This window comes from Blautia marasmi, from assembly GCF_900258535.1.
Classification (GTDB): domain Bacteria; phylum Bacillota; class Clostridia; order Lachnospirales; family Lachnospiraceae; genus Blautia; species Blautia hominis.
Genome location: NZ_OIWX01000001.1, coordinates 4,961,219 through 4,985,669 on the forward strand (window position 1 = coordinate 4,961,219; position 24,451 = coordinate 4,985,669).

Annotated in this window: 22 protein-coding genes; 17 read left to right on the forward strand and 5 right to left on the reverse strand. The window is 45.3% G+C overall.

Annotated features, from left to right (window positions below; genetic code table 11):
- Positions 1-99 precede the first annotated feature (99 nt).
- On the reverse strand, positions 100-1,131 hold the full coding sequence (locus C6P39_RS21690) for a sensor histidine kinase (protein WP_104805155.1): 1,032 nt from the start codon (positions 1,129-1,131) through the stop codon (positions 100-102).
- Positions 1,128-1,802, reverse strand: a complete 675-nt coding sequence (locus C6P39_RS21695) for a response regulator transcription factor (protein WP_104805156.1) — start codon at positions 1,800-1,802, stop codon at positions 1,128-1,130. The genes C6P39_RS21690 and C6P39_RS21695 overlap by 4 nt, the downstream gene beginning before the upstream one ends.
- Positions 1,803-2,132: 330 nt before the next feature.
- On the opposite strand from C6P39_RS21695, the gene C6P39_RS21700 reads away from it, so the two are divergent.
- The 4 genes from C6P39_RS21700 (at position 2,133) to C6P39_RS21715 (ending at position 6,795) form a co-directional block, all read left to right on the forward strand.
- Positions 2,133-3,533, forward strand: coding sequence for an MATE family efflux transporter (locus C6P39_RS21700; RefSeq protein ID WP_104805157.1), 1,401 nt, complete (start codon positions 2,133-2,135; stop codon positions 3,531-3,533).
- Between the two features lie 271 nt (positions 3,534-3,804).
- Positions 3,805-4,530 (forward strand): DUF5058 family protein, encoded by a 726-nt coding sequence (locus tag C6P39_RS21705; RefSeq protein WP_095175756.1) that lies wholly within the window; start codon positions 3,805-3,807, stop codon positions 4,528-4,530.
- Positions 4,531-4,534: 4 nt separating this feature from the next.
- Positions 4,535-5,200, forward strand: coding sequence for a hypothetical protein (locus C6P39_RS21710; RefSeq protein WP_095175757.1), 666 nt, complete (start codon positions 4,535-4,537; stop codon positions 5,198-5,200).
- Positions 5,201-5,352: 152 nt separating this feature from the next.
- Positions 5,353-6,795 carry a M20/M25/M40 family metallo-hydrolase gene (locus C6P39_RS21715; RefSeq protein ID WP_104805158.1) on the forward strand — a complete coding sequence of 481 codons (1,443 nt, stop codon included), beginning with the start codon at positions 5,353-5,355 and terminating at the stop codon, positions 6,793-6,795.
- 150 nt (positions 6,796-6,945) lie between these two features.
- Here C6P39_RS21715 and C6P39_RS21720 read toward each other — a convergent pair whose 3' ends face one another.
- On the reverse strand, positions 6,946-7,809 hold the full coding sequence (locus C6P39_RS21720; RefSeq protein WP_104805159.1) for a GyrI-like domain-containing protein: 864 nt from the start codon (positions 7,807-7,809) through the stop codon (positions 6,946-6,948).
- Positions 7,810-7,841: 32 nt separating this feature from the next.
- Positions 7,842-8,948 carry a C45 family autoproteolytic acyltransferase/hydolase gene (locus C6P39_RS21725; protein ID WP_104805160.1) on the reverse strand — a complete coding sequence of 369 codons (1,107 nt, stop codon included), beginning with the start codon at positions 8,946-8,948 and terminating at the stop codon, positions 7,842-7,844.
- Between the two features lie 378 nt (positions 8,949-9,326).
- Between C6P39_RS21725 and C6P39_RS21730 the strand changes: the two genes are divergently transcribed.
- The 7 genes from C6P39_RS21730 to C6P39_RS21760 all read left to right on the forward strand — a co-directional run bounded on the left by C6P39_RS21730 (position 9,327) and on the right by C6P39_RS21760 (position 15,920).
- Positions 9,327-9,767, forward strand: a complete 441-nt coding sequence (locus tag C6P39_RS21730) for a LytTR family DNA-binding domain-containing protein (RefSeq protein WP_095175761.1) — start codon at positions 9,327-9,329, stop codon at positions 9,765-9,767.
- Between the two features lie 3 nt (positions 9,768-9,770).
- Positions 9,771-10,268 carry a hypothetical protein gene (locus tag C6P39_RS21735; protein ID WP_104805161.1) on the forward strand — a complete coding sequence of 166 codons (498 nt, stop codon included), beginning with the start codon at positions 9,771-9,773 and terminating at the stop codon, positions 10,266-10,268.
- A 1-nt stretch (position 10,269) separates the two neighbouring features.
- Positions 10,270-11,124: an ABC transporter ATP-binding protein gene (locus C6P39_RS21740; RefSeq protein WP_242987102.1), complete on the forward strand. Its 855-nt coding sequence runs from the start codon at positions 10,270-10,272 to the stop codon at positions 11,122-11,124.
- A gap of 2 nt (positions 11,125-11,126) precedes the next feature.
- Entirely contained in the window at positions 11,127-11,825 is a 699-nt protein-coding gene (locus C6P39_RS21745) for an ABC transporter permease (RefSeq protein ID WP_104805162.1), read from the forward strand.
- A 50-nt stretch (positions 11,826-11,875) separates the two neighbouring features.
- Positions 11,876-13,384: a helix-turn-helix domain-containing protein gene (locus C6P39_RS21750; RefSeq protein WP_104805163.1), complete on the forward strand. Its 1,509-nt coding sequence runs from the start codon at positions 11,876-11,878 to the stop codon at positions 13,382-13,384.
- A 157-nt stretch (positions 13,385-13,541) separates the two neighbouring features.
- The gene (locus tag C6P39_RS21755) at positions 13,542-14,870 is read left to right on the forward strand and encodes a GntP family permease (RefSeq protein WP_158661657.1); all 1,329 of its coding nucleotides are present in this window, start codon (positions 13,542-13,544) and stop codon (positions 14,868-14,870) included.
- A gap of 15 nt (positions 14,871-14,885) precedes the next feature.
- A complete protein-coding gene (locus C6P39_RS21760; RefSeq protein ID WP_104805165.1) occupies positions 14,886-15,920 on the forward strand; it encodes a uroporphyrinogen decarboxylase family protein in 1,035 nt (344 codons plus the stop codon).
- A 6-nt stretch (positions 15,921-15,926) separates the two neighbouring features.
- Here C6P39_RS21760 and C6P39_RS21765 read toward each other — a convergent pair whose 3' ends face one another.
- Entirely contained in the window at positions 15,927-16,880 is a 954-nt protein-coding gene (locus C6P39_RS21765; RefSeq protein WP_104805166.1) for a LysR family transcriptional regulator, read from the reverse strand.
- Between the two features lie 231 nt (positions 16,881-17,111).
- Here C6P39_RS21765 and aspA point away from each other — a divergent pair, with 231 nt between their 5' ends.
- From aspA to C6P39_RS21795, 6 genes are all read left to right on the forward strand, one after another.
- A complete protein-coding gene (gene aspA / locus C6P39_RS21770; RefSeq protein WP_104805167.1) occupies positions 17,112-18,548 on the forward strand; it encodes an aspartate ammonia-lyase in 1,437 nt (478 codons plus the stop codon).
- Positions 18,549-18,762: 214 nt separating this feature from the next.
- Positions 18,763-19,650, forward strand: coding sequence for a fructose bisphosphate aldolase (locus tag C6P39_RS21775; protein ID WP_104805168.1), 888 nt, complete (start codon positions 18,763-18,765; stop codon positions 19,648-19,650).
- A 657-nt stretch (positions 19,651-20,307) separates the two neighbouring features.
- The gene (locus C6P39_RS21780; RefSeq protein ID WP_242987103.1) at positions 20,308-21,111 is read left to right on the forward strand and encodes a DeoR/GlpR family DNA-binding transcription regulator; all 804 of its coding nucleotides are present in this window, start codon (positions 20,308-20,310) and stop codon (positions 21,109-21,111) included.
- A gap of 101 nt (positions 21,112-21,212) precedes the next feature.
- Entirely contained in the window at positions 21,213-22,637 is a 1,425-nt protein-coding gene (locus C6P39_RS21785; RefSeq protein ID WP_104805169.1) for an ABC transporter substrate-binding protein, read from the forward strand.
- A gap of 75 nt (positions 22,638-22,712) precedes the next feature.
- Entirely contained in the window at positions 22,713-23,600 is an 888-nt protein-coding gene (locus C6P39_RS21790; protein WP_104805170.1) for a carbohydrate ABC transporter permease, read from the forward strand.
- Positions 23,601-23,617: 17 nt separating this feature from the next.
- On the forward strand, positions 23,618-24,451 hold the full coding sequence (locus C6P39_RS21795; protein ID WP_095175773.1) for a carbohydrate ABC transporter permease: 834 nt from the start codon (positions 23,618-23,620) through the stop codon (positions 24,449-24,451).

The window sequence follows — 24,451 nt, forward strand, 5'->3', positions numbered from 1 at the left end:
CAGGGGCTTTCCCTGTTCTGATTCTATGATACCGGAAAGCATGTGTGTTTCATATAAAACTAGTTTGCAGTAACCTTACAATTTTGAAAGATTGACTTACTATTCTTCATTTTGTCCGTGTCTGGAAAAATGGCTGCTGCCGTCAGGAAAAAGCAGCAGGATCCTTGTATATTCCCCTTCTATAGACTGGGCTTCTATGGAGATTCCCAGCTTCCGGCATAGTTTTCTGCACAGATACAGGCCGATGCCTGTGGACTGCCGATTGTGCCTGCCGTTGGTTCCGGTAAATCCTTTATCAAAAATGCGTCCGATCTCACTGTCCTGTATGCCAATACCGTTGTCTTCCAGGAACAGCGTAGTCCGGTTGTTTTCCCTGACGGTATGGATGGAGATGCGGCAGTCCTCCCCCTTTTTATATTTGACGGCATTGAGGAAGATCTGGTTCAGGATAAATTCCAGCCATTTATCATCGCAGTATACCGTTTCTTCGCATCCCTGCAGATCCACTTGCACATTATTTTTTATCAGGTAAGGGCGGATGCGCTGGATGGCAGTCATTACCGTATCTTTCAGTGTGATCTTGTGTATAAGATAATCCTGGTACACCGTATCAGATCTGGCATAGAAAAGTGCTTTCTCCACATCGTTCTCCAGTTCCGTGAGCTGGGCCTTGATTTTTCTTGTCTCTGCGGTCTTGTTGTTGTCACAGATCAGATTCATAGATGTGATGGGGAGTTTTACCTCGTGGATCCAGTTTTCGATAAAGTCTTTATACTCTGTGCGCTCAGATTCCAGATGGTGGACCGCGTCAATGACAGCTTTGTTGGAGCTTCTGAGGATCCTCTTATAGAGCCGGTCCTCCAGGCGGAAAGAATCCGGCATGATTTCCGAGATGAGATAAGGCTTATCCAGGGAGTCTAAAATGTGAAACAGCTCCCGGAAATATCTGTTTTTCCTGTACCAGTCAGCGATAAAATAAGCAGCCAAAAGAAAGAGCCAAAAGAGATAGAAAAGCAGAAGCTGATTCTTTCTGAGGCCGCAGGTGTATAAGTAGATAAAACTGCCGATCATGCACAGGATATGCAGCAGTATGGTCAGTGTCTTGTCCTTTAAATAATCCGCAAAATTCATATTCGGTAGCCCTGTCCTCTCTTTGTCTCAATCAGATCATCCACACCGATTTCACGCAGTTTGCTGCGGATGCGGGTGATATTGACACTCAGTGTATTGTCGTCAATGAAAATCTGATTATCCCACAAATCATCAATAATGTCCTCTCTGGGTACGATTTCACCGCACCGGGAAAACAAATTCCAGCAGATGCGCAGCTCATTTTTGGTAAGCTCCGCTGTTTTGCCGCTGCAGGTCAGTGTGCTGTTCAAAAGATTTAGCCTGCATCCCCTGCAGGTCAGGATACAGGAATCAGATGCCGCATTTTCCCGGCCCGAGCGCTTCAGGACCGCCGCGATCCTTGCCAGAAGTATGGGGGTTACATATGGTTTGGTGATATAATCGTCCCCGCCCATCATTATGCCGTTCAGTTCATCCATGGAGGAACTGCGGCTTGTCACAAAGATGACAGGCGTGTCCTTTGTTTTACGGATCTCCCTGCACAGGGACAGGCCGTCAAGCCCCGGCAGCTGGATATCCAGAAGAATCAGGTCAGGGGAAAGTGCCTGCACCTGGGCGGGAACATCGGTGAAATTTTCTATACTGTCTGCATGATACAGAGCGTTTTCCAGCATCAGTTTCAGTTCACTGCGGATGTCGGTATCGTCTTCAATGATCAATATATGGTACAAGTTCTGGCCTCCTGCCGTTTTATGTTTTTCTTTTGTAACTATTCAGTAGGTCTGCGCATTCACTGCGCTGACCGTAAGAAAGTGTACCACAACCAAGCAAAAATCCCATCGCCAAAGGCGATTTTGCATGGATTTTTGCCTGTAACTGTGAGGGTACTGAACAGTTACTTTCTTTTATTATAGTATTCCTTGCAAAGCTTTGCAATGAAAAGGAAAATTCATTGCGTGGATTGGGAAAAACAGGTATAATGCTTAGAAAAGAAAAACTATGGAAAGCGGGAGCATCGGGGCTCAGAAGTTCATGGATAAAAGAGGGATGGAGACAGTGAAATGACAGGAGTACAAAGGACAGAAAGCAGAAACTTACATATCAAGGTAAACAAAACATTTTATTACAGCTTTTTTTCTATTTACGCCGCATTGGTGCTGCAGAATGTTATCACGCTCAGCGTAAATCTGGCGGATAATATGATGCTGGGGGCTTACAGTGAGACTTCGCTGGCAGGTGTGGCAGCGGTGAATCAGATTCAGTTTGTATTTCAGCAGATCCTCATGGCACTCGGAGACGGACTGGTGATCTTCTGCAGCCAGTATTGGGGAAAAAAGCAGACCGGACCGATGAAAAAAATAGCTGCCACAGCCATGCATGCCGGACTTATGGTGGCAGTCCTGTTGTTTGTGGGAGTCAGCCTTTTTCCGTACCAGGCTGTGGGGATCTTTACCACAGACAGGCTTATTATTGAGGAAGGGGTACAATATCTGAATATCATCCGGTTTACTTATTTATTCTTTGCAGTCACCCAGCTTTTGCTGGCAGCCCTTAGAAGCGTGGAGGTGGTAAAGATTGCGTTCTGCCTCTCCATTATGACATTTTTTATCAACTGCGGAATCAATTATGTGCTGATATATGGAAATTTCGGTGCACCGGAAATGGGGACAGCAGGTGCCGCGGTGGGGACGCTGACTGCCAGGATCGTGGAGTGTGCGGTACTGATCGTATACATAATAAAGAAGGAAAAAAACCTGAATCTCAGGCTGAAGGATTATCTCCAGTTTGACAAGGTTTTCTGTAAGGATTATTTTAGGATCACAGCCCCTATGGTGGTGGTGCAGAGTCTTTGGGGAGTCAATACTGCACTGCAGACTGTAATTCTGGGCCATATGACATCAGCGGCGATCGCTGCCAACAGTGCTGCCTCCACTTTGTTTTTGATGGTGAAATCCACAGCCGTGGGGGCGGCCTCCACGGCGTCCATTATCATAGGTAAAACCATTGGAACAGGGGATATAGCGCTGACGAAAGTCTATGCAAAAGTAATGCAGAGAATGTTTCTGGTGATTGGGATCTTGTCGGGTATCATCCTGTTCTTTATCCGAATTCCCATTCTGAATCTTTATGATCTATCATCCGCCACCAAAGATATGGCAAATACATTTTTGATCATTCTCAGCGTAGTCTGCGTTGGAATGTCTTATCAGATGCCCACTAACAATGGAATCATAAGAGGCGGGGGCAATGCCATGTTTGTGGTGAAGATGGATTTGATCAGTATATGGCTCATCGTCATACCGTTATCTTTCTTTATGGCGTTTGTTATGAAGGCATCTCCGGCAGTGGTGGTATGCTGCCTGAATGCGGACCAGATATTTAAGTGCATTCCTGCATTTTTAGAATCGCACTATGGGAACTGGATACGAAAACTGACCAGGGATGAAAGTCCTGCTTCGTAAAATGGCATATGAAAACTGAATAAGTAGTATTTAGCGGATGCGCCGGAATATATGCCGGGGTATCCGTTTTTATGTATTCGGGATTGAAGAGAAAAGCCAAAGTATCTTTACTTTTTCTGGATTTGTATGGGAATTGTATGTATAATGATTGGTATATAGTAACGGTTCCGCAGTAATGTAGAATTCCTGCCGGCAAAGGTGGTTCCCCGTGGATCCTGCCTGGGGCTGTGGGGAGACGGAACCAAAATCTTGAAATGAGGGAGGAAAGAGAATGAAATTTCAACCAAACAGTGCATTTTTGTTTACCCTGGCAGGGCTGGTGATATTGTTTGTCATTGCACAGTCCATATTTTTTCTGGTACGTGCTTACAGACGGGGGAAAAGCCTGGGGATCGAGACGGCACAGATGAAGAAAACGATTGTGTCAACAGCCGTTTTTACTCTTGCGCCGGCGGTATCGATACTGCTGGGGGTTATCACTTTGTCAAAGTTTCTGGGACTGCCGCTGCCATGGCTGAGGCTTAGTGTGATTGGGGCTATTACTTATGAACTTCCTGCGGCTACTTCCACAGCAAATGCGCTGCATATTTCCCTGTCGGAAACCATAACAGACCCAAAGGTTTATACAGCCATCTGCTGGGTTATGACTCTTGGTATTTTTCCGGGGCTTATATGGGTACCGCTTTTCATTAAGAAAATTCAGGGCGGTCTTTTGAAGATAAAAAACAAGGACAGCAAATGGGGAGATATCTTTATGACTGCCATGTTCTTAGGCATGATATCCGCGTTTCTGGGAATGGTGTTCTCCGATATCCGTATTGGGCTGAAAGGGTGGATCCCTATTTTTGTCCTGCTGTTTTCCGCGCTTCTTATGGGGATCTGTGGAATTCTCATTAAGAAATGCGGCTGGAAATGGCTGGAGAATTATGCACTTCCCATCAGTATGCTGGGAGCTATGATATTCGCGGCGGTCATAACGCCCATGATAGGAGGCTGACAGAATGAAGAAAAACGGTAGAACGTATGAAGATATGACACATATTTACGGGCGCATCTGGATCCTCTGTGCTCTGGGCATGATCTTTGCCTATCCTATTGTCACCTGTATCTATTATCAGGCGTGGCCGGGCTGGAAGCCGGTGCTCAAAGGACTACTGGGTGTGGCCCCTATTTTCTGGACCGTGGGTTTGATCGAGGTGGTGACTTTTGTTCCCATGCTGGGGACCGCAGGGTCTTATCTGGCTTTTGTCACAGGGAATCTGACAAACCTGAAGGTCCCGGCAGCACTCACTGCCATGGAGAATGCCAGGGTAAAACCGGGAACAGAGAAGGGTGAGGTGATATCTACCATTGCGGTGGCCACTTCCTCTATTGTCACAACCATTGTGATCGCTCTCGGCGTGGCACTTCTCGTGCCGCTGACGCCCATCTTGAACAACCCTGCAGTGAAACCGGCATTTGACAATATACTTCCGTCCCTGTTCGGCGGCCTGGCGGTGGTGTATGTAAGCAAAAACTGGAAGATTTCCGTTGCGCCGCTGTTATTTATGGTCATTCTGTTTCTTCTGGTGCCGTCCCTTTCAGGGTCTGTGGGGGTGCTGGTTCCGGTCGGGGCAGTGATTGCCATTGGCTCTGCAAGATTTTTATATAAGAATGGGAAATTATAGTAACAGTTCAGACAGGTCTGCGCATTTACTGCGCTGACCGTATGAAAAAGTAGTGTCAGCTTTATCCGGCCCATCGCGAAGCGATTCTTAATGGCTGGATGCGTAACCGTTCAGCTTCTCTGAACTGTTACAAATTATAGGAGGGAATGGAAATGTTGGAGATCATATTATGGATTTTGCTGGCAGCCGTGGTGGCATTTTTGGCCGTTATATTTGTGCGGGCTGCTATGTTCAAACCAAAACCGGAGAGAAAGCCTTCCGGAAAACAGGTAATGGTAAATGAAGAAAAAATAGTACAGGATATGGCGGAAATGATACGTTGCAAAACCGTATCTTATAATGACGAAAGCCTGATTGACAAGGCGGAATTTAAGAAGTTCCGGGAACTGCTCCCTAAAATCTATCCGGAGATCCACAGCCGCTTGAGCCGCCAGTTTGTTGGGGTGAACGGTATGCTGTATCACTGGAAAGGAAAAAAGGAGGGGCGCCCGGTTGTGCTTATGTCCCATTATGACGTGGTGCCTGTGGAGGAATCGCAGTGGGAAAAACCTGCTTTTGAGGGGATCGTGGAAGATGGCGTTCTCTGGGGCAGAGGGACTTTGGACACGAAAGGGACCCTCTGCGGAATTATGGAGGCAGCGGAACAGCTTCTGAAAGAGGGGTATGTGCCGGAGCATGATATTTATTTTGCTTTTTCCGGTCAGGAGGAGATTAACGGACCAAGCTGCCCGTCTATTGTGGACTGGTTTGAGAAAAAAGGGATTTCACCGGCAATGGTAGTGGACGAGGGCGGTGCTGTGGTGGAGAACGTGTTTCCGGGTGTGGCACGGGAATGTGCGCTGATCGGCATAGCAGAGAAAGGACTTACTAACATTGAATTCCATGCAAAAAGCAATGGAGGTCATGCTTCTATGCCCCCGGTCCACACCATTGTGGGGGAATTGGCCCAGGCAGTGACAGAGGTGGAGAACCATCCGTTCCCGCGTCAGCTCACAAAACCTGTGAGGGAAATGCTGGACATCTTGGGCCGTCATTCCACCTTATTATACAAAGTGATCTTTGCAAATCTCTGGTGTTTTGAGGGCGTATTTGATAAAGTCTGCAAAAAGTCCGGCGGTGAGCTGAATGCCATGATGCGGACCACTTGTGCCATGACAAAAATGGAAGGGGGAAAGGCCTACAATGTGATTCCGCCGAAAGCTTCCGTGGGCATGAACCTCAGACTGATCGGAAGAGATACTGTGGAATCTGCAAGGGAATATCTGGCGCGCACCATACAGAACCCTAATATTGAAGTGTCTGTAGTGGAGGGAAGAAACCCCTCAGCGGAATCTGACACGTCCTGCAAAGAGTGGGAACTGTTATCCCAGGCAGTATGCGATACCTGGCCGGAAGCATTGGTTTCTCCCTATCTCATGATGGCCTGCAGTGATTCCTGGCACTACTGCAGAATTACCGACCGGGTGTACAAATTTTCTGCTATGAAGCTGTCCAAAGAGGAGAGAGGAATGATTCATGGAAATAATGAGAGAGTTCCCGTAAAAACCCTTGTAAAGACAGTAGAATTTTATATCAGGCTTATGAAAAGCTGCTGATAAGCAATTGTTCTGTTAAAGAATCACAGAGATTTTGCAGATGATTCCGAACAGGCGGTATAAATGCCATTGCCATTTTCCGAGGCAATGGCATTTTAAAGTTAAAAATATATGCCCAGCCTTGTCAGAAAACTTTGTTTCCGCCTCTCATCACTGAATCGGAAAATAGATATCAATTTCCGAATTCTCATTATCCGGGCCTGTAAATCGTTCCGTATAGCATTCAAAATCATCCCGCCGTGCAAGTTCAAATCCGCTTTTTGGAAACCAGACACCCCAAATGTAATGATATGTCTGAAGCAGGGTGTCCACAGTCCCTTTATGGATAAATCTAGCATATGTTCCCCCGGATAACTTTTTAACTTCAATATCTTTTATAACAGGATATCCTTCCGGGATCTCAACACCCACAAATGCAGTAGATGCGCTGTCAATATGAAAGATATGGGAGGCGCAGGTATCTCCGGATTCATAGACGCCGTACCGCTTATTTAAACGCAGTGCCGGGGGGATCTGCTTATTGAACTGCTGCCATACAGCAAAAGATTCACTGCCGCTGATCGTTGTGTAAAAGCGGATCCCCATAATATATATGGCAGGTATGGTGACAATGTTTGGACTTAAACCGGCATAAGTGACGATAGTATTATCAGGCATCTGTGCGGACTGCCTGTTTCCGATCAAAACGTCGATCCCGTGTTTTCTGTACTCTGTGGGTGTCATGGAATATCTGTCTTTAAAAGCCCTGGTGAAACTTTCAGCGGACTCAAAATACAGAGAAAGTCCAATATCAATAATCTTTTTTTCACTGTGGGTCAAATCCCATGCGGCCTGTGTTAATCGTCTGCTTCGGATATAACTTCCGATGGTTTCCCCCATGACTGCGCTGAAATAGCGGTGAAAGTGGTAATAAGAATAGGAAACCGCCTCTGCAACATCCCGCGCAGTGATCGTTTCATATAAATGATTCTCAATGAAGACAATAGCCTGCCCAATGATATGCCGGTCATTCAAAGACGGCTTCCTCCTTTCTGTTGATCAGTCGATCACAATATATTATAGAAATCCGGGTCTGCTTTTTCCTGGGGCAAAAGAGCCTGTATTTCCCCGGAGTTCAGCATACCAACTGAAAATGTCTGCCATTCATTGGCCTGTGGGGAACCGAATGTCATCTCAATGGTTTTGTCTGTCACATCAAATACCATAGAGCGCAGTGTGCCGAAAAATTCTTTGTAATAGTGACAGCAAAGCCCGTCCGGATAAGAGGCTGACAGTAGTTCCTTTATTTCCTTTTTTGAAATACGTTTGTCCTGTTCAAACAGTTCCACTATAGTATCATTGCGGATAACAGAATTTTCAATCACCGTTTTTTCGTATGGTCTGATATCCTCAAACAAGGTATGGTTTGTGGATGTGAGATATGCTTTGCCGTCTTTGCCATCCAGGATCTCATAAGCCTTATGTCCGTCGATGCATTGTAATAATGCTATTTTATCATAGCTGTCAGCTAACATCAAATTAATATTAAAACCGATAGGCGCATCCATGGCCCATTTCACTGCTTCATCCACTGTCCGGCAGTTTTCCAGTATGCTGCGGATAACGATCCAGAGCTGAAATCCTGTTACGCCTGCTTTTTGTGCACCCTCAAAATTGCCTACAGGAAGTCCGTTTCCGGCCTGGCACACAGCAAGGCCGTGTTCATTCATGCCGTCGCCTCTTCCGAACAGATGCAGAGTAGAGCCTATATAACGGTATTTTCCCTTGATAGCAGTATAGGCGAAGCACATTTCCTCCATTTCATCGTGGAAGTCATAGTTTCTGGCCATCATTGTATGATGATTGTCAGTCTTTGACGGCAGTGCCGCCATGAGACTGCATCCCCGCTCCAGGTAGGTCATTGCATAGAAAATGATCTGCTCTGCATTTACACCCACAGTGTCCGAAAACCCTCTGATCTCTTGGTTGATTCCTGGGCAATAGCTGTCCAGCAGGGCTGTGATCTGTTCAAATTTGTCATGTGGATAAGTATCCGGCGGAAGTAAAGCCCGCTGCAGCAAATCAGGAGCGGATAAGATCCAGTTTCCAATCTGCGTACCCACCTCATAACTTGTACCGGTAAAATTTTTTAGATATACATTTGTTTTTTCCATATTGATATCATTCCTTTCTTGGGTAAAATGATTGTAACTATTCAGTAGATCTGCGCATTCACTGCGCTGACCGTAAGAAAGTGTACCACGGTCAAGCAAAAATCCCATCGCCAAAGGCAATTTTGCATGGATCTTTGCCTGTAACTGTGAGGGTATTGAACAGTTACAAATGATTATAATAGGAACCAGGAATATAAACTTGATATTTTTTGCTGTTTACCGGACTTGGTTTTGGAAGACTGTCTGCGGGTGTACTTTGCGAAGACGGTGCTGTATCCTGGTAACTTAGCTGCCATATCCGGCAACTAAGCTTTCATGCTATTGCGTATCCCCACAGAGTCTGGTAAGGTTTAGGCAGATGGGAAAGGAGCTGGCAGTTTGAAGATAACAGTGCACACGGGCACAGAAGAGAAAGAGATAAAAATCAGCATAACCTGCCAAAGTATGACACCTGAAGTTGAACGGATCCTCTCCATGCTGCACATGCTGAACAAGCAACTGACCGGATATAAGGCAGGCGAGATGCATCTGATCGAAGCGGCTGATGTATTGTATATTGATACGGCAGATAAAAGGACATTTCTGTATACGAAAAATGAAATATATGAGACCACACTTAAACTTTATGAACTGGAGGAACAGTTGGAGGACGCTGATTTTTTCAGGGCAAACAAGTCCTGTATCATTAATTTCCGGCACATTGCCTCCCTGAAGTCTGAGCTGAACCGGCGGCTGTTAGTGACTATGACAAACGGAGAAAAACTGATTGTGTCCAGACAATATGCAGAGTATGTGAAAGAAAAACTGGAGGTTCGGTAGAGTATGGAAAAAGATAAAACGATATTTGATTTCTTGGGAAATGTTTTCTGCATGTATGGGATTACCACAGCATTGCTGATCTTGTTTGCTTTGCTGTTTGGGGAATCTGCAAAAGAAATTTCGGGAATGTTCTGGCTTGGAAATGAGGGGATCCCTTTGGAGGTTCTGGCAGAGTTCTTGCTGACTTCATTTTTGATCACAGGTATCCAGTATCTGTTTTTTTCGGAAAAAGTGTTCAGACATATGTCTGTAAATTGGCGTACAATCTGCATGCTGGGATCTATTTTGATCATAACCAGCTTGGCGATCTGGAGATTTGCGTGGTTTCCCATAAATATGTGGCAGCCATGGGTATATTTTTTGCTGAGTTTCCTCATCAGTGTAGCAATAAGTATAGGCGTCATGTACCTGAAAACAAAGGCTGAGGACCGCAGGCTGAAGGAAGGCCTGGAGCGGATGCAGAAAAAGTGGAAAGAGGAAGAGACAGGGGAGGAAGAATAAAGTGAATTATGACAGCAGTATTAAAATGATGGGTATCAGTCAAACTTTTGGCGATAAGACCGTGCTGAAGAATATTGATCTGACGTTGGGAAAAGGGGAAATCTTTGGTCTTCTGGGCCCTTCCGGGGCGGGAAAAACTACGCTGATCAAAATCCTAACAGGCCAGCTTGTGCAGACAGGAGGAAGCGCGGAAGTGCTGGGGACAGACACCAGAAAACTCACCAGCAGCATCTACACAAAAATGGGTATGGTACTGGACAACACCGGCCTTTATGAGCGTTTGAGCTGCCGAGACAATCTGGCATTGTTTGCTCAGATTTATAGGCTGCCAAAGGGGAAAATCCGAGAAATCTTAAAGGATGTGGGGCTTTTGGAAGCAGAAAAACGTCCGGTCAACAAGCTTTCAAAAGGAATGCGGCAGCGTCTTGTCATGGCAAGAGCCCTGATGCACGATCCGGAAATCTTATTTCTGGATGAGCCTGGCAGTGCCCTGGACCCTTCCACAGTAAATGAGATCCATGATCTGATCCGCAGGGAGCAGGCAAGAGGTGCTACCGTTTTTCTGACCACCCATAATATGGAGGAAGCTGCAAAATTGTGTGACCATGTGGCACTTCTTCACGAAGGGAAGATCGTGGAATACGGACATCCGGAAGAAATCTGCAGGAAATACAATCATCAGAACAGAATCAGGATCCTTCTGAAAAACGGCAGGGAAGTGACCCTCCAAAATGAGAGTGATGCTGCGGATAAAATACGGGAATTTTTTGCGTCAGAGCAGGTGGAGAGTATCCATTCCACAGAGCCAAATCTGGAAACGGTATTCCTGGAACTGACCGGAAGGAGGTTTGAATAGATATGGACAGCAGAAAGATTTATGCCATATGGAAAAAGCAGATAAAAGACACGTTGAAGAATAAAGAGATACTGATCCAGTTTATTTTGTTTCCGTTGCTGACTGCAGTGATGCAGCGCAGTATGAACATAGAGGGAATGCCTGAGAACTATTTTATTTCCCTTTTTGCTACCATGTACATCGGTATGGCGCCGCTCACAGCCATGGCTGCCATACTCTCAGAGGAGAAAGAGCGGGGTACACTGCGTGTACTGCTCATGTCCAATGTAAAAGCAGGGGAATACCTGATCGGAACCGGTGGTTATGTGCTTATGATATGCACATTGGGAGCTTTGTTTTTCGGTATCCTGGGCCATTACCGGGGAGCGGATCTGGCTGGTTTTGTGCTTGCTATGTGTGTTGGCATTTTGATCTCTCTGCTTCTGGGGGCGGCAATTGGAGTTAGGAGCAAAGGGCAGATGGCAGCCACGTCCATTGCGGTTCCGGTTATGATGGTACTTTCTTTCCTTCCTATGCTGGCATCCTTTAATGAAAAAATAGCAAAAGTATCAAAATTTCTTTTTTCCCAACAGTGCAGCAAGATTATGGAAGGGATTGGATCACATGCGGCTAAGGCGGAGAGTATGGTGATCATAGGCGTTAATTTCCTGGTGGTGATTCTGCTTTTTACATTCTGCTACAGAAGGTACGGGCTGGAATAGGAAGCAGGTATGCAGGTATCCGGGAAGGTTCATTTTGAGGAGGAAAAGGTATGAAGCTGAATATGACAATGATTTCCGATTATCTGGACAGTCCGAAGATAACAGAGGGGCAGATAAACCGCCCCTTTGATTTTTATCTGGAACGGGTGGAGGTCTGCACTGGGAAAGTATGGCAGGAATCCTGCCTTTATATAGCGGATGCAGAAAATCTTACAAGCGTACCGGTCATAGAAAACAGGATTTCCCTTATCTGTATCGGACAACTGCCGGATCGTTACAGACAGGTACTCTGTGAGTATCTGTGCGTGGAAGAGAAGACGGATATCGTCCTACTGTTTCAGAAGGCAGCTGAAATTTTCCGGCGTTTTCAGGACATAGAGGTAAGGATCTTAACGTGTCTCGTGGAGCACGCACCTATGAATGAAATAGGCAGAATCCTATTTGAGGTGCTGGAGAACCCGGTCTCCTTCGCAACGCCTGTATTCCGGATCATGATGTATGTGCCGGGGAAGAAAAAACATGATAAGAATTTTTCACTGGCTGAAAATACCTATCTGCCGGATGATGAATATATGGTTGTTGTCTCTGACCCGGAGTATAAAGAGACACTAAAGACAAAAGTCCCCGGCATTTTTTCAGAGAAAATGTACGGGTTTCGGAAGATATACTGTAATATTTTTCATCGGCAGGAATACTTGGGCAGACTGGTGGCAGATGAGGTCTACCGTCCCTGCAAAAACAGCGATCTATCATTTCTCATGCTCATATCTGAATACGTGAAAATGGCGTATCTTGACATCTGTCCTGTCAATTTGGGAGAGACGAAGGAGTTTGACCACATGGTGAAAGAACTCACACTCTTTGAACGGCCTTATCTGGATGCGTATGACTCCATACTCCAATCCTATGGATGGAAAAAGTCAGATACCTATCTCTATGTATATCTGTCCAGCTTTTCTGAAAATAACCGGCATTCCAGGCTGGCGGAGCATATGTTGTATCTCCACCGGATCTTGGACAGTAATTATGCCTTTGTTCATGAAAACCATATTCATCTCATTCTGCATTATCCAAAAGGAGAAAATAAAAAGATATATGAGATCCTGGAAAGCTTTGCCGGACGTCACGATTTTTATATTGGCTGCAGCAATTGGTTTCACGATTTTGAAAAAGCAGGCATGTATTTTCACCAGGCAGTGATCGCTTTTGAGACAGGCCATCAAACAGACCATACAAAAAGAGTTTACCTGTATGAAAAATATATCCTGGATTACATAGTAAAGACAGCCTGCCTGAAACATAACAAAGAGTTCTATCTCTCCCCTCCTCTGGCTTCTCTGACCGCGTATGATCAAAAACACGGAACAGAGCTGGTTTACACACTGAAAATATGCCTGGAAAACAGCGGCAGTGCAGCCGCTGCCCAGGAAATCCTGCATGTGCACCGGACCACATATCTTTACAGGATCAAGAGGATCGAGGAGATAACCGGCTGGCAGTTAAAGGAATACAGGACAAGATTATATCTCATGATCATGTTTGAGATGGCGGATATATAGGCATAAAATCTTTCCTACAAAATATAGCAAACAGCATCCCAAACTTTCGGTGTTATAAGCATATGATTTCGCACTTGCCAATGTTAAGATGTAAATATAAAAGAAGATCTTCTTTCAACCGAAACGAACAGAGAAAATGGAGAAAGGAAGGATTCATATGGTAAGTGTTTTAGGGATAGCGGCAGCCATTGCTTTGCTGGTGTTCCTGGCTTTTAAACAATGGAATATGCTTCTTGTCAGCCTGCTGTGTGCGGTTATTGTAGGGCTTACAAGTGGTATTGGCTTGTGGGCGGTTTTCAGTGATTACTATATGCCGGGTCTTGTGGGTTTTTTTGGTTCCTGGTTCTTGATCTTTACCATCGGCGCGGTATATTCGGAGTTCATGTCACGTTCCGGCTCGGTTTCAGCCATTGCTTATAAGCTGGTGGATGTCTTTGGAAAAGATAAGATACTGCTGGTCATGTTTATTGTGTGCTGTCTGCTGAATCTGGGCGGTGTAAATCCTTATGTGCAGATATTTATTGTATGGCCCATGGCAGTCGTATTGTCAAAAGAATTTAACATACACAGGGGAATCTGGCTTTCCGTTTTTTATCTGGGATTGTTTACTGCACAGCTTTTTCCGGGAAATCCCAGTATGGTAAATACCGTTGTATCACAAATACTGCAGGTGTCTGCAGGAACCGTTCCGCTGGTTTGTCTGGTGATGTTTCTTCTCTATGCAGCAGCGGGATATCTCATTATCAGAAGAACGGAAAAGCGGTGGGAGGCAAAGGGACGCAGATACGTGGAGACAGAATCTGACAGGCAGATGGTCAGACCTGAAAGAGACAATCTGCCGGGGCTGGTAGTGGCGTTGATCCCCATGATACTGGTAATCTTTTTGTATACCGGCCTGACATCGGGATGGTTTGCGTTTGTGGGAATAAAAAGGCTTGAGGCATCCAACAGCATACTGGCTTCCATGGGCATTGCTTGTATTGCGTGTTATCTTCTCAACCTGAAAACACTCAGAGGCAGTGAAAAGGATATTATTTTTAAAGGAATGGCCGGAGGTCTGAACCCGACGTTTGCGGCTGCTGTGATCGCTGGTTTTTTGGGAGTCATTACAGGCTCACAGGGATACCAGTTATTTACGGAGGCAGTGCAGAAGGTGGGAGGTAATCCGTATATGCAGTGTCTTATAGCTGGAAGTGTAACGGGATTTATAACCGGAGGCGGTGCGGTGACTGCACAGACTGTTTTGGGGACATTCGGACAGGGATGGTTGGCCAACCCCTCTGTAAACCCGGGGCTGCTGCGGCAGATAACCGTGGCAAATACGGCGGGAGGAATCACGTTATCCCCTCATTCGGGCGGCCTTCACGGGGTGATGGGTTTTGCGGGAACGGATTTGAAAGAGTCCTATCCTGTTTGTATAACCAGTGTGATACTTCCATCCGTTGTCATTAATATTATTTTTTCTGCGATTGCAGTATTTATGTAGAAGGAGGAGTGGAATATGGCAGAGAACATGGTGCTGGACTGGATGAAATTCAGCAGCTCGGTTGGCGGTGAGGCAGCGGAGAAAGAAAATTATCTAAAGGTGATCCGGGGAGAAGAGCCGGATTGGGTGCCCTTATATTTTGATGCCTGTGACTGGGTATTTACAGGGTTCATGCTTGACTATGTAAATAAAGAAAGGAAATTCGATATCTTTAATGTGGAGTGGGAAATCCATGAGTCAGGTAAGATGCCTAAGCCAAACAGAAAACTGTTGGAGGATGTGACAAAATGGCATGATTTTGTGAATTTTCCGGATACTTCAGAAATTAACTGGGAGCAGATGGCAGCGGAGGCTTTGAAACTCCATAATCCCAATAAAGCCATGGGATACCGGACAGATGGCTGCGGTGGAAACTTTTTTATTCCGCTGATGAATATGATGGGGTTTGAGGAGGGTCTATGCGCACTCCTTGAGGAACCGGAAGCAGTGGATGAACTGTTTGAAGCGGTCACGGTGCTGACAGAGGAGTCCATGAGGCATTTGATCCCTATTTATAAACCGGATGTGGTGATCATTGATGATGATATGGCTTCTGCAACCAACCTTTTTATCTCTCTTGACACGTTCAGGGCCAGGTTCCGTCCTTTTTATCAGAGGCTTATCAATGTGGCAAAGGAATTCGGACTGCCTGTTGAGCTTCACATGTGCGGATGCTGCGAAAAAGTGATACCTGATTTTGTGGAAATGGGAGTCAGTATCTGGCAGCCGGCACAGATTATGAATGATCTGAAAGGGATCAAGGCCAGGTATGGGAACCGCCTGGTTCTGAACGGGGGCTGGGATTCCCAGGGAAAAGCCGGAATGCCCGGGGCCTCCGAAGAAGTTGTGCGGCAGTCTGCGAGAACAGCTATTGACCAGTTCGCGGAAGGCGGAGGTTATGTGTTCTGGGATCTGAGCCCTGTGGGTCAGTCAGAGGATATGCAGAAAAAGATTGCGTGGGTGGAGGATGAGGCCAGAAAGTACGGAAGACAGTATTATAATAAAAAATAGCGTACTTTATGGCTGTACCGAAAAAGCGGAGTCTGCGATCTTTAAGAATTCCTCCATAGCTCTCGTCACATACCGGGAACGTTTGTGGTAAAAATAGATGTTTCTCTGGGAAATTGCCGGCTCCAGTTTATAAAAAACAATATTGGAATCAACAGGCACATGCCGGATCAAGGTATCCGTGACAAAGGCGATTCCCATACCGTAACAGGCCAGGTGGTATGCAGTGACCTGCTGGTCCAGCTTCAGGGGCACACTGGGCGTAAGACCTGCATTTTTCAGGAGCAGGTCAGAGCGCTCACGTGTGTCATTGCCTGCCCGCAGCAGCAGAAAAGGGGCAGATGCAAAATACTGTATGATAGAAGGGCAGACGGCACTGTCCTCATAAGAGCCGTCTTTTATGGAAGAAGCATCCAGGCAGAAGGCCTCCGGCTGCTTTCCATGGACGAGTGCAGCAGGAACTGCTAAGAGAAGCTGTTCCCTGCAGAAAAAATGGCGTTCATATATGCTGTCGGAAAAAGGATAGTTGTCAATGACCAAATCCAGGCTGCCGGAAAACAATTGTGTTTCCAAGTCATTGGTTGTGGATTCGGTCATTTTCACATCAACAGAAGGATACCTCCCCATAAATTCGGAGAGCAGAGGCGGCAGGACATAGGAGGCGAAAAGATTGCTCCCTCCCACGGACAGATGCCCTGTGCGCAGCGCTTCAAAGTCATTTAAGTAATTCTCAAATTCATTTTCCATATCCATAAGATGTTCTGCGTAATGTATGTATTTTTCTCCACATTCAGTAAGTTGTATGGGGCTGGTACTCCTGTCAAAAATAGGTGTCCCCAGCCGGGTCTCAATTTTCTTAATGGTAGCACTCAGGGAAGGCTGGGAGATATACAGATTCGATGCGGCTTTTGAAAAACTTCTTGTTTTGTAAACCTCATAAACATATTTTTTTCCTTCAAACATAGGTACACCTGCATTTCTATTTCTTATTTTCATTTATCTTATCATAAATTTTCCTGTATATAAATAGTTGTTTATAATAAATATATACATATATGTATTAGCTTCTAATGAAGGGCCATCTTATAATGTAGATAACAAAAAATGGCAGGTAAATGAAGATGCCGGAAATATACACGGACTAAGTAAAACAGAGAAGGTCCCGGGAAAAAGAGATAAAGAGGTAAGGAACGTATGGAAACGAAAATAAAGAATCCTAAGACAAGACAGGAACACGATTCGATCGGAACGAAAGAAGTGCCGGCAGAGGCTTATTACGGAGTTCAGACACTTCGTGCCGCAGAGAATTTTTACATAACAGGCATGAATATGCATCCGGAATTGATCAACAGTGTAGCGCAGATAAAAAAGGCTGCGGCTATCACTAATTTTGAAGTGGGGCGGCTGGATAAAAAGAGAACAGATGCGATCGTTCGGGCCTGTGATGAAATTATTTCCGGCAGGCTCCATGATCAGTTTATCGTAGACCCGATCCAGGGAGGAGCAGGGACATCCCTGAATATGAATGCCAATGAGGTGATCGCGAACAGGGCCATTGAAATTCTGGGGGGCCGGAAAGGGGATTATTCCATTGTCAACCCCAATGACCATGTGAATTATGGGCAGTCTACCAACGATGTTTTCCCCTCCTGTGGAAGGATCACAGCGCTGAAGCTTCTGTATCGGGCAAAAGAACAACTGGAACGGCTGTACAGAGCCCTTATGGAAAAAGCGGAGGAGTTTGACGATGTGATCAAAATGGGAAGGACACAGCTTCAAGATGCAGTGCCCATCCGTCTTGGGCAGGAGTTTCGGGCGTATGCAACGGCGGTCCGACGGGATATTACCAGATTTGAACATGCAAAGGAGGAGATGAGTTCCCTGAATCTGGGCGGAACGGCCATAGGTACGGGATTAAATGCAGATGTGCAGTATCTTCAGAAAGTGGTGAAGAATATAGCCCTGGTGTCCGGCCTGGACCTGGTTCAGTCCTATGATCTGATCGATGCCACACAGAATCTGGATGGATATACATCCGTATCCGGTGCAGTGAAGACCTGCGCAGTGAATCTCTCCAAAATGTCCAATGACCTTCGCCTGATATCATCCGGTCCGAGAGCCGGTCTGGGAGAAATCAATCTTCCCGCAAAACAGAATGGGTCTTCCATTATGCCGGGTAAAGTGAACCCTGTCATTCCGGAGGTGGTCAACCAGGTGGCTTTTAATATCATTGGAAACGATATGACCATTGCCATGGCTACAGAGGCGGGACAACTGGAACTGAATGCGTTTGAACCGATCATCTTCTATAATCTGTTCCAGTCCATTGAGACACTGACCTTTGCTGTGCACACATTGGTTGACAACTGCATCACAGGGATAACAGCAAACAGGGAACACTGCAGGGATATGGTGGAAAACAGTGTGGGTATCATCACCGCTATCTGTCCCCATGTGGGATATGAAAAAGCCGCTGTGATCGCAAAAGAAGCAATTTTGACAGGTGCTTCTGTGCGCAGTCTGATCATAAGAGACGGCCTTCTGGGGGAAGAGGAACTGAATGTGATATTAAATCCTTATTCCATGACTGAACCTGGAATTTCCGGGGAACAATTATTGGATAACGTTTGACAAATCTGATAAAAAGTGATATGTTTTTGTTATGGATTTAGTAAATATTACTATATTCCGGGTATTGCAGACAACATGACAATACTGGCAGCAGCAGTCTGGCTGTCAGAACCGTAAGACCGCGCAGCCAGCCGGTTTGCCTGCGTATGAGGAGAACAGATTTCACCGTATGCGGACATAGCATGGGTACTGACAAACGGCGAAAGGAGGAAGCATGAACACAGAACAGGTAAATCGAATGAGTACAGGCAGAGGATTTATTGCAGCATTGGATCAGAGCGGCGGCAGCACACCCAAAGCGCTGAAGCTTTATGGCATTTCCGAGGACAGCTATCACGGGGATGATGAGATGTTTGACTTGGTACATGCTATGCGGACAAGGATCATGATCAGTCCGGCATTTACTTCAGAGCACATCCTGGCAGCGATTTTGTTTGAGAAAACTATGGAGCGGGAAGTGGAAGGAAAGCTGACTGCAGATTATCTGTGGGAAGAGAAGCATATCCTGCCGATTTTGAAGGTAGATAAAGGACTTGCGCCGGCAGAGAGCGGTGTGCAGCTTATGAAACCAATTCCCGGACTGGATGAACTGCTGGAACGGGCAAAGGAACGTCATATATTCGGAACCAAGATGCGTTCTGTGATCAAGGAAGCCAATGACGCGGGAATCCGTGCTGTTGTAAAGCAACAGTTTGAACTGGGGGTTCAGATTGCAAAAGCCGGGCTGGTTCCTATCCTGGAACCGGAGATTGATATTTTCAGTGTAGATAAAGCGGAGTCAGAAAGGATCATGAAAGGATATCTGAAAGAGTATCTGGCAAAACTGGATGACAGTATCCGGATTATGTTCAAGCTTTCTATTCCGGATGTGGATGGGTTTTATTCCGATATTATGGAGGACGCCCATGTGGTGCGTGTGGTTGCTCTCTCCGGGGGATACAGCAGAGATGAGGCAAATGAGAGATTGGCCCGAAATCCCGGCCTGATCGCAAGCTTCTCCAGGGCACTTACCCAGGGGCTGAATGTGGACCAGACAGAGGAAGCGTTTAATAAAATGCTGAAGGAGTCCATTGATTCCATTTATAAGGCTTCCATTGCCTGAGGATAATTATGTGACAGTATTTCCTGCAATTGCAGGGTATATTCTATGATGGGGTGCTGCGTAGTTTGCAGCACCTTTTATATTGTGACGTATAGTAGGCTGGGGGCTGCTGCCTTTTGTCGGATTGCTGTGGGATACAATTCTGATTTGTCTATTATAAAACCATCAATTCTAATGGTAATAATTACCATTCAGTAAATACCGTATAATCTCTGTTATTATCTGCAATTTTTCATTATAATACTTCCAAAAGATATTAGGTTTCATAAGATGCAGGTTTTAAATTGTTATGAAACCTTTTGTTTGTGTTGCGATTATAGGAAAGGAGAAGCCGGAATTCGGAGAAAATGATTTCCGAATAGCATATTTAGTCGTCTGAAATATAACAAAAGTTACGAAAAGTTTCGAGTGCTGCGGAAATTGAAAGCGCAAAACAGGAAAACGAAACTGAAAATTGTAAGATATATCATAAAAAGAAAGATAAGAATAAACAATATGCCGATTATGTGTGAATTGTTCATGAATAGATTGACAATTTGGCACAGCTTTTGTAGAATTAACTTATGAAAGTTACGAGGAACTAAAGATTTGAATTTCAGATGAATCAGCCGGCATCCGGAAAAGATGGAAGGAACAACTGGAAAAAGAGAGGAAGCAATGTTACAGGAAGAGAGGAAGCAGTACATATTAAATTTACTCAATGCAAAATCATCGGTAACAGTTGCGGAACTTAGTAAGGCTTTTCAACTGTCCGAGGTTAGTGTCAGAAAGATGCTTATGAGGATGGAAGAACAAGGAGAAATAAAGAGGACGTGGGGCGGAGCAGTCAGCGTGGAAGGTTCTCTGCAGGAATACTCCCATTCCGAAAAGGTCCCTAAGTATCTGAAAGAAAAGCTTTCAATTGCAAAAGCCGCATATGAATGCATCAATGACGGGGATGCCATCATGCTGGACTCGGGAACTACCACATTACAGATCGCCAGGCTGATAAAAAAAGGCCCTAAAAGGAAAATAATGGTGACTACCAATGCGATCAATATTGCCATGGAACTTGCAGAGGCGGAGGATATTCCGGTTGTTTTGATCGGAGGTGAAGTCAGACACAGAATCCTCTGCTGTACAGGTAATTTTGCGGATGAGATGGTGCGGAGACTGTTTTTTGATAAAGGCTTTGTCAGCGGAAACCATATTTCTCTGGAGCACGGTTTTACTACGCCGAATATAGGGGAAGCGAACTTTAAAAGAGCGGTCATGAACTCATCCAAAGAGTCTTTTATAGTCCTGGACCATTCAAAATTTGGTGATGATTCTTTGTCTTTAATCTGTCCGATCAAAGAGATAGATACTGTACTTACAGACTGGGGCGCCCCGATCCAGTTTGTAGAACAGCTCAGGCTGAAGGGGGTACGGGTTATCTGCGGGAATGAACCTGTAAATTATTGGAAGGATACAGTGTTATGAATTGTATGGCTGATGAGGGCAGACTCCAAGTGCGCACGGTTTGTCTGAACAGTTTATATAAGAGAGGTAAAAGCAAAAGAACGGGAGGAGGATAAAACCGTATGAGAAACAAAAAGGTATGGAAGTTTTTAGGGATAATAATGTCTGTGAGTATGATATTTACACTAAACGGCTGCGGTTCGGAGAAGAAAGAGGAATCACAGGGGGAAAGCAGCAGCGAAAATGCGGAGTTTTCCTGGGATATGTGCTCAGGGGACACAATAACGGTACTGTTCAATGAACATCAGTATGTAACACCGATCATAGAAAAAATGGAGGATTTTGAGAAACTCACCGGTATAAAGGTGGAACATTCAACCATACCGGAATCCAATTATTTTGACAAGATAGGAACTCTTTTAAATGCAAAATCAGATAAGCTGGATATTTTTATGACAGGACCTTACCAGATCTGGGAATACGGAAGTGCCGGCTATATGGAAGATCTGCAGCCTTACATTGACAATGATAAGAAAACAAACCCAGAGTTTGATCCGGATGACTTTTTCCAGTCTATTCTGGACTCTGCACGCTGGGACGGCGTGGAAGGTCATGAAATGGGAGATGGTCCCCTTTTGGGACTGCCCATGGGTTTTGAATCCAATGTAATGATCTATAACAAGAAAATCCTGGAGGAGAACGGACTGCAGGTTCCCAAAACAACTTCTGAGCTTTTAGAGACTGCCAAAGCACTGCAGAAACATAATGGGGAGAATTCTTATGGCGTCGCACTCCGTGGGGAGTTAGGCTGGGGAACCATCATCACTGCCTATCAAAGTCTGTATAAGATGTGGGGTGCCACTGACTTTGAAGTGGAGGGGGATAAACTGGTTTCTAAAGTAAACAGCCCGGAAGCTGTGGAGATGACAGATTGGTATGTAAAGCTGATTCAAGAAGGGGGAAGTCCAACCTGGGCCAGTGCGACCTGGTCATCCTGCGGCGGTGAACTGGGAGCCGGAACAGCAGCCATAATGTTGGATGCCACCAACAATGCTTTTTCCCAGACCATCCCTGAAAATGCGGCAGAGGCAAAGAACCTGGTGATCGCTCCAATACCGCTTCCTGATGGAAAGACAGCCGCAGATACAAAATCTCAGCTCTGGACCTGGTCTCTGGCAATGAACAGTGCGTCTGCCCATAAGGATGCTGCATGGCTGTTTTTACAGTATTTCTCAGGTAAAGAATACCAGAATGAATCTTCTGTAAGCGCAAAGATCGTGAATACCCCCAGGCAGTCCAGCTATGACCAGGCAGAATACCAGGAACTGCTTAAAAATTCAGAGGGATTTGTAGAAACCTTTGATGCCACAGTAGATGATACTAAGATGTACTACACCCCAGAAACATATTTCTTTGAGGTGTCACAGACCTGGTGTCAGACACTGCAGGAACTGGTGGAAGGAAAATATTCATCCACGCAGGAGGGAATGGATAAACTGAAAGAGAAGCTGGATGAAATCGTATCACACATAGAGATTACGGAGTAAAAACCGGGCCCGCCTTGATTTGGTGTCTGGGCGGGCTTTTTTTGACCGTTTTTACGAAAATGAGGAGGTTGGGTCATGAATAAAAAACCCTTGAATCTGCGCCTGCGGCCGTGGCTGATCATACTGCCTACTTTGGTGGTGACACTTGGTATTTTATATCCGTTTTATCAGGCTGTTTTTTATTCTTTAACGGATTATTCACTGAAAAAACCAGTCTGGCATTTTGTGGGGATAAAAAACTGGCTGGAAATGTTCAAAGGAGTGAATTTTTGGCATTCTTTGTGGGTTACAGCAAAATATACCATAGCGGCTCTGGTGGTAGAGATGGGGCTGGGACTGGTGATTGCATTATCCCTGAATCGGAAAGATAATATTTTCACCAGAATACTGAAGGTGGTCCTGATTTTTCCGCTTATGGTATCCCCGGTCATTGCTACACTGCTTTTCAAATTGATGACCAACTCATCTGTTGGAGTTGTGGAGCGGTTTTTGAACCTACTGGGCGTATATGGATTTCCATGGACAGCTGATTCTTCCACCGCGTTGTTTTCTGTTATTTTGATTGATACCTGGGTATATACACCCTTTGTGCTGTTGTTGATCTTAGCAGGACTCCAGGGATTGCCAAAGTCCCCCTATGAGTCAGCTATGATAGACGGGGGGAGTGCCTGGTTTACTTTTAAGACCCTGACGCTGCCTCTTTTAAAGCCGGTTATTCTGATCACACTCATATTCAGGCTCTGTGCCGCAATACAGGAATTCTCTATTATTTATTCAACAACAAAGGGGGGACCGGGTGATACTTTAATGAATCTGTCACTCAGCGCCTACCGGGATGCATTCACTTACTCCAGCATCGGAAAAGCAGTTCCGCAGATATTGGTTTTGTGGGTGATCATAAACTTTATCAGCAGTAAATTAGTCAAAGCTTGGCTAAAAGCAAAGTCGACGAATAACGGGTAGAGGGGGGAGGACAAGCCATGTATCAGAACAAATCGAAATTTACTAAGCTGCTGGGGATTGGCAGTACAGTTTTTCTTGTGATATACACAATTTTTTCAGTTTTCCCGCTCATATGGATGGTTATCATATCTTTCAAAAGTGATGTGGATATGTTTAAGACACTTTTTATTTTCAAACCCACACTGGATAATTTCAGAAATGTCCTGACCACGGGAAACTATGTAAAGGCGTTTGGAGATAACTTTATTATCTGTGCCGGGGCAGTACTGGTGTCTGTGATCGTAGGCGTTCCGGCAGCATATGCTTTGGCAAGGTATAATTTTAAACGGAAAGAGACCGTAGCATTTACCATACTTTCCTTCAAATTTGCCCCCGAGATTTTGATCATAATCCCGCTATTTGCAATATTCCAAAAACTGCATTTATATGATACTTATTTCGGAATGATCTGGATTTATCAGTTTATAGGCCTTCCGCTGTTAATATGGGTGCTGCGCGGTTATTTTGAAGATATACCTGTAGAAATGGAGAGGGCGGCAGAGCTTGACGGATACAGCTGGTTTGAGGTGTTTTTTAAAATGTTGATTCCACTGATCCGGCCGGGGCTTGTGGCAGCAGCCCTGCTGACATTTATTTTCTGCTGGAATAATTTTACTTTTGGGCTGATGCTCTGTGGATTTAACATCCAGACAATTACAGTTTCCGCACTGACTTATATTGCTACGGATACCATACATTACGGACAGATGGCTGTAGCTTCTCTGATCGCCATTGCTCCTGAGATAATTTTGTGTCTGTGTATTCAGAAACATCTGGTCCGTGGACTTAGCTTCGGTGCTGTGAAAGGATAG